The following is a 6,852-nucleotide window of genomic DNA, read 5'->3' on the forward strand; positions in this document are numbered from 1 at the left end:
GCCACGCCACCCCGCCCGAGGCCGGCTCACCCAAACCCGGCAAGTAGATAATCAGCGGCAAGCGCTCGTGGGTCACCGGTGCCAGCCACGCAACGTTCACCGATTGCTTGTCGAGCTGCCAGGTCGCGCCCCAGCCGGACGTTTCATAATGGGACGGTTGATACGCGGTGCTCAGTTCCTTGTTGACCCGCTCGCTGAATTCGGCCCGCGGGTTTGGCGGATCGCCCGCACACCCCGCAATCAATCCCAGGCTGCCCACCAGGGCGCTCACCGCCAGCCAGTACCGAGGTTGAAGGTTCATTCGATTCACACCGCCGTTCAGTTCAAGGTAACTGGCAGCCTAACCGACCCGCCGGCGAACGCAGCACCCGCGCAGGTAAAGAATGGGTAAAGCGTGACGGCACGATGGCCCTCTTCGCGGGTCTTTGTTTTATCAAAGCCGGAAAAATTTCAAGGAGACGCCTGTGAGCATCAGAGACAATCCCGAGGACTATCAGGATCTCAAGCGGGCCGTCGGTTTGCTGGAGTCACCCTCCCTGACGGCCAGGCTGTCCGGCATGATCGGCTCCCCGATTGAAAGCGCGGTAAAGGCATTGCCGGGGGTGGTTTCCAAACGGATCAATGGCGCGGTGGCGGCAGCGCTGCATTCATCCGCCGGCGCGGCGCTGAAAAGCCTGGACAACAGTCCGAGAAAACCGGCCTCGACCCGGCTGCACAAGGCTTTTGCGGCCACCTCGGGCGCCATCGGCGGGGCCTTCGGTTTCGCGGCGCTGTTTATCGAGCTGCCGATCTCCACCACCATCATGATGCGCGCGGTCGCCGACGTGGCGCGCAGCGAGGGTTTCGACCTGGGCGACTTTTCGACCAAACAAGCCTGCATCGAGGTGTTTGCCATGGGTGGCACCAGCCAGGCCGACGATGCAACGGAGACCGGTTACTACATGACCCGCAGCTTCACCACCCAGGCCATGCAACAACTGTCCAAGGAGCTGGCGGGGATCGCCGCCAAGCAGGGCTCCAAGGCCATCAGCAGCTTGTCCCCGGGCCAAGCCGGGAAATGGCTGGCGATCCTCATCGATAAAGTCGCGACACGTTTTGGCTTTACCATTTCCAGCAAGTTCGCAGCCCAGGCCGTTCCCGTGATGGGCGCCTTTACCGGGGCGACAATCAATGCACTGTTCACCCACTTCTACCAGGACATGGCGCGGGGGCACTTCATCGTTAAACGGCTGGAAGAGAAATATGGTTTTGAGCCCATCAAGGATGCGTACATGGCCATCAAGGCGGCGCCACGGGTGAACTAGAAGCGCGGAAATGCCGGAAAAATTTTTAATGCCGTGCATCCACTTCGCTGCCCCGCGCGTACATTCATCCGCAGGGCGCAAGAATTAGGGAGATACGCAGGAAGAGATCACCCGGACGCCATACCCTTGAGCTATCTGATGAATAGAAAAACAACATCATAATGATGGCACTGTCTGATACCTTGTTATACGAACATAACCACTTTGAGGATTGTCATGGGCGAAGGCGCTCCTATTCCGCCGAATGAAATTGAACGGCTAAAAGAGGTCGCGAAATTTTGTCCAACCGACAGCGATAGTGATGATGTATTTGAAAAGATCGTCGAGATGGCGTCTGCCTATTACAACGCCCCCATCGCACTGATTTCAATTGTCGATAAACACCGGCAATGGTTCAGGGCACGGGTGGGAATTACAGAAACGCAGACACCGCGAGAAGTGTCTTTTTGCGCCTACTCTACCCTGGACAACGCCCTGCTGGAGGTGTCGGACGCAACGCTGGATGCCCGCTTCAAAGACAATCCCCTGGTCACGGGGCCGCCGCATATTCGTTATTACGCGGGCGCGCCATTGATCACGGAGGATGGCTTTACCCTGGGAAGTCTCTGCATCATTGATACTGTCCCCCGCCCTCCCATGAGCGAGCGTGACAGTGCAATGCTCAACGACTTTGCCGAGCTGGTCATGATGCGCATACAGGGCATGCGGTCCCGCAACTTCGTAGACCAACCGACGGGGCTATTCAATCGACTCAGGCTTGAGGAAGATATACGTCAAGCGCTTAAGCTTGAAAACGCGTGCCATGTGTACGCAGTTGACATTATCTCGCCAAAGTTTCTCAACGATATTGTAAAGGCCCTGGGCTACAGCTTTGCCGGAGACCTGGTTCTGGCGATCAAATCTCGCCTGCAAAACCTGTTACCCGCGCAGTGCCTGCTTTACAAAATCAGCCCGACGCGGTTTGGCTTCATCCTTGAGGAGAATCAAACCACCGAGCACATCTGCGAAAGTATTCTCAAGGACTTCAAAAAGCCTGTTGAATGCCACGGCATCCCCATCCTCATGCAAGTCGGGATTGGCGTGCTGCCCATTCACCATTCCGGCCCGCAAGACTGGCTACGCCTGCTGGTGAGTGCGGCAGATGAGGCGCGTGACCGCAAGCTGGGCTGGTCTCTTTATGAACCCCAGTTTGATGCGGCTCAACAACGCGCGTTCATGCTGTTGAGTTCATTGCCGGAAGCGGTCAGCTGCGACAAACAGTTCAGCCTGGTGTATCAGCCCAAAGTCAAACTGCCCTCGGGAAGCTGTGATTCAGTAGAGGCATTGCTACGCTGGAACCATCCGTTGCTTGGCCCCATCAGCCCTGCCGAGTTCATCCCCCTGGCCGAAAAAACCGCGTTGATACCGTCCGTTGGATTATGGGTGCTCAAGGCAATCATCCGGCAAGCCGCAGCCTGGAAAGCACAAGGCGTGCGCCTGCGAATAGCGATGAACATTACCGTCAGCGATCTGGAAAGCTCCGAGTTCGTGGACGCGATGATTCATGAGCTTCACCGGCATGACCTTGACCCTGCCGACTTTGAACTTGAGTTTACCGAAAGCATGTTGATGACCAACCCTGAGGAAGTCATCCGGCAACTGCAGCGCGTTCGGCAGATTGGCATAGAAGTCGCGGTTGATGATTTCGGCACGGGCTACAGTAACTGGGCGTACCTGAAGGAACTGCCGGCCACTACCGTCAAGCTGGATCAATCATTGATCAGCGGGCTGGGCAGCAATCAAAATGACAAGCAGTTGGTTAAAACCCTGATAGGCCTGGCGAAAGGGCTCGGCTACCGAGTCGTTGCCGAAGGCGTAGAAAACCAGGAAATCCTCGACCTCTTGATACAGTGGGGATGTTCCGAAGCGCAGGGCTACCTGATAGCAAAGCCCATGACCGCAACGGACCTGGAAACCTGGATCAGCCCAGGCCGCTAGCGAACAGGCCCACAGCGTGGGCCTGTAAACGTCAGGCGCCAGTGTCAGGCCAGTTCAAAGCGATCCAGGTTCATCACCTTGGTCCAGGCCGCCACGAAGTCCTCGACGAACTTCTCCTCGGCGTCGGCACTGCCATAGACTTCGGACAGCGCCCTCAACTGGGCATGCGAACCGAACACCAGGTCGACCCGGGTGCCAGTCCACTTGACGGCACCGGTCTTGCGGTCATGCGCCTCAAAGGTATCGTGGCTGCCGGTGACTGGCTTCCATTCAACGCCCATGTCCAGCAGGTTCCTGAAGAAGTCATTGGTCAGGATTCCCGGGCGCTCGGTGAACACCCCGTGCTTGCTTTCCCCGACATTTAGACCCAAGACCCGCAGTCCGCCCAACAGCACCGTCATTTCGGGTGCGGTCAATGTCAGCAGTTGCGCCTTGTCGATCAGCAACGCTTCGGCAGACACCTTGTAGTGCCCCTTCTGGTAGTTGCGAAAGCCATCGGCGACCGGTTCAAGGAAACCGAACGACTCGACATCCGTCTGCTCCTGGGAAGCATCCGTGCGCCCTGCCGTGAAAGGCACCGTGGTCTGGCGGCCGGCATTTTTGGCCGCCAGCTCAACCCCCACACTGCCCGCCAGCACGATCAGATCGGCCAGGGAAATCCTTTTGCCTCCCGTCTGTGCGGTATTGAAGTCGCCCTGAATAGCTTCGAGACGCTTCAGTACGCCCGACAGTTGCTCAGGCTGGTTGACCGCCCAGTCCTTCTGCGGAGCCAGGCGCAGGCGCCCGCCATTGGCTCCTCCGCGTTTATCGGAGCCGCGGAAGGTGGACGCCGCTGCCCATGCCGTCGAAACCAGCTGCGAGACCGTCAGCCCCGCGGCGAGAATCTTCTGCTTGAGCGCCGCCACATCCTGTTCATCCACCAGCGGATGATCGACCGCAGGAATCGGGTCCTGCCACAGCAACTCTTCCGCGGGGGTTTCCGGGCCGAGATAACGCGCAAGCGGGCCCATGTCGCGGTGGGTAAGTTTGAACCAGGCACGGGCAAAGGCGTCTGCCAGTTGGTCCGGGTTGGCCAGGAAACGTCGGGAGATCTGTTCGTACGCCGGATCGAAACGCAGCGCCAGGTCCGAGGTCAGCATGCTCGGCGCATGCCGCCTGCCGGCATCATGGGCATCCGGAACCTTGCCGGCGCCGGCACCGTTCTTCGGTGTCCACTGATGGGCGCCCGCCGGGCTCCTGGTCAGTTCCCATTCAAAGCCGAAGAGGTTTTCGAGGTACTCATTGCTCCATCTTGTCGGCGTCGAAGTCCAGGTCACCTCCAGCCCGCTGGTGATGGTGTCACCGCCCTTGCCGCTGCCGAAGCTGTTTTTCCAGCCCAGCCCCTGCTCTTCCAGGCCAGCCGCTTCCGGTTCCGGGCCGACGTTATCCGCCGGACCTGCGCCGTGGGTCTTGCCGAAGGCGTGACCGCCGGCGATCAGGGCTACGGTCTCTTCGTCATTCATCGCCATGCGACCGAAGGTTTCACGGATATCCTTCGCCGAGGCGACCGGATCCGGAACACCTTCAGGCCCTTCCGGGTTCACGTAGATCAAGCCCATCTGCACAGCGGCGAGGGGATTTTCCAGGTTGCGCTCACCGCCTCCGGTGCGGCTTTCTTCGTTGCCATGGTTCTGCGGTTCAGCCACCAACGGACCATCACCCGGCTGCTGCATTTTCTTTTGCACGCCGTAACGCTCTTCTCCCCCCAGCCACGTGGTCTCGGCGCCCCAGTAAACGTCCTCGTCCGGCTCCCAGACATCCGGGCGACCGCCGGAGAACCCGAAGGTCTTGAACCCCATCGACTCCAGCGCGACGTTACCGGTGAGTACGATCAAATCGGCCCAGGAAATCCGCCGGCCGTACTTTTGCTTGACCGGCCAGATCAGGCGACGGGCCTTATCCAGGCTGACGTTGTCAGGCCAGCTGTTGAGCGGTGCAAAGCGCTGCTGACCGGAACCGGCACCGCCGCGACCGTCGGCGGTACGGTAGGTCCCGGCGCTGTGCCAGGCCATGCGAATGAACAGCGGGCCGTAATGGCCAAAGTCCGCCGGCCACCAGTCCTGGGATTGCGTCATGACATCGCGCAAATCCTGCTTGACCGCTTCAAAGTCAAGGCTCTGGAACGCCTTGGCGTAATCGAAGCCCTCACCCATAGGGTCGCTGAGGGAGGAATGCTGATGCAGGATCTTCAGATTCAGTTGCTGGGGCCACCAGTCTCGGTTCGTGGTGCCGCCACCCGCAGCGTGGTTGAAAGGGCATTTCGATTCAGTTGACATGCTTGGCACACCTTTTAGTGACGTTTTCAAAGATTAGCCTCGTTCGCAGAAAACTCTAATAGCTGCAACGTTATCCCCTGATAGACCTGTTCTTGGGATTGAAAGCCGTCCTGGGGCCCCGCCCTGCATAAGAGCCACTGGGATCTCAAGACCAGAAAAAGCCATCCGCTCGACCTTTTATCGCGCGAACCCATCTTCAGTTTGCTTGCAGCTCTTGCGCTTGCGGTATTATGGTATACCATCATACACAAACCAATCAGCACCCAGGTGGAGCAGCCATGAGTTTTGAAATCCGCAAGATCGTCAGCTATGTAGAAGAAACCTTTATTGAAGGCGGCAAGGCCTCCGACACGCCAGTGACTATGGTGGGCCTGGCTGTCGTCCTGAAAAACCCGTGGCTGGGTCGCGGTTTTGTCGAAGACCTGAAACCGGAAATCCGTGCCAACTGCTCGGATCTCGGCGCACTGATGGTGGAGCGCCTGATTGGCATTATCGGTGGTGCAGACAACATCGAAGCCTATGGCAAGGCCGCCGTGGTCGGTGCCGACGGTGAAATCGAACACGCCTCGGCAATCATCCATACCCTGCGCTTTGGCAACCACTACCGCGAAGCGGTCAAGGCCAAGAGCTACCTGAGTTTTACCAACAAGCGCGGTGGCCCGGGCACATCGATTCAAATCCCGATGATGCACAAGGATGACGAAGGGCTGCGCTCGCACTACATCACCTTGGAAATGCAGATAGAAGATTCCCCGCGTGCCGACGAGATCGTGGTGGTCCTTGGGTGCGCCGACGGCGGCCGCCTGCACCCACGCATCGGCAACCGTTACATCGACCTGGAAGAGCTGGCAGCCGAGAAAGCCCAGTAAGCAAGACCGGTCACCCAAACAAAAAACATGCAGGAGCGCTCCATGATTCAGCTCACCGCTGATCGCACCCCGGCTGGCACCAGTTATCTGGCGACCGGCCAAGGCCAGCCTGTGGTTTTGATCCACGGCGTGGGCCTGAATAAAGAAATGTGGGGCGGGCAAGTCGTTGGCCTGGCCACGAATTATCGCGTGATCACCTATGACATGCTGGGCCATGGCGCCAGCCCACGCCCGGCTGCCGGCACCCCGCTGCTGGGGTATGCCGACCAGTTGCTGGAACTGCTCGACCACCTGCAACTGCCTCAGGCAACGGTGATCGGGTTTTCCATGGGCGGCCTGGTTGCGCGGGCGTTTGCCTTGCATTACCCCGAACGCCTGCAAGGCCTG

Annotated in this window: 5 protein-coding genes and 1 pseudogene; 4 read left to right on the plus strand and 2 right to left on the minus strand. The window is 58.9% G+C overall.

The window, feature by feature from the left end; genetic code table 11:
- Positions 1-301: pseudogene (locus HX846_RS28520) on the minus strand (alpha/beta hydrolase); the annotation flags it as partial.
- 163 nt (positions 302-464) lie between these two features.
- Here HX846_RS28520 and HX846_RS28525 point away from each other — a divergent pair.
- Together HX846_RS28525 and HX846_RS28530 are read left to right on the plus strand one after the other, a co-directional pair.
- Positions 465-1,304 (plus strand): EcsC family protein, encoded by an 840-nt coding sequence (locus HX846_RS28525; protein WP_177009355.1) that lies wholly within the window; start codon positions 465-467, stop codon positions 1,302-1,304.
- A 216-nt stretch (positions 1,305-1,520) separates the two neighbouring features.
- The gene (locus HX846_RS28530) at positions 1,521-3,281 is read left to right on the plus strand and encodes an EAL domain-containing protein (protein WP_178966579.1); all 1,761 of its coding nucleotides are present in this window, start codon (positions 1,521-1,523) and stop codon (positions 3,279-3,281) included.
- A 44-nt stretch (positions 3,282-3,325) separates the two neighbouring features.
- Here the strand turns inward: HX846_RS28530 and katG are convergent, their stop codons facing one another.
- Positions 3,326-5,596 carry a catalase/peroxidase HPI gene (gene katG, locus HX846_RS28535; protein ID WP_178966581.1) on the minus strand — a complete coding sequence of 757 codons (2,271 nt, stop codon included), beginning with the start codon at positions 5,594-5,596 and terminating at the stop codon, positions 3,326-3,328.
- A gap of 278 nt (positions 5,597-5,874) precedes the next feature.
- Here katG and HX846_RS28540 point away from each other — a divergent pair, with 278 nt between their 5' ends.
- Both HX846_RS28540 and HX846_RS28545 read left to right on the plus strand, forming a co-directional pair.
- The gene (locus tag HX846_RS28540) at positions 5,875-6,465 is read left to right on the plus strand and encodes an amino acid synthesis family protein (RefSeq protein WP_087694298.1); all 591 of its coding nucleotides are present in this window, start codon (positions 5,875-5,877) and stop codon (positions 6,463-6,465) included.
- 42 nt (positions 6,466-6,507) lie between these two features.
- Positions 6,508-6,852, plus strand: a 345-nt coding sequence (locus tag HX846_RS28545) for an alpha/beta fold hydrolase (RefSeq protein WP_178966583.1), incomplete at its 3' end; no start/stop codon positions are given.

This window comes from Pseudomonas sp. K5002 (genome assembly GCF_013386655.1).
Lineage (GTDB): Bacteria > Pseudomonadota > Gammaproteobacteria > Pseudomonadales > Pseudomonadaceae > Aquipseudomonas.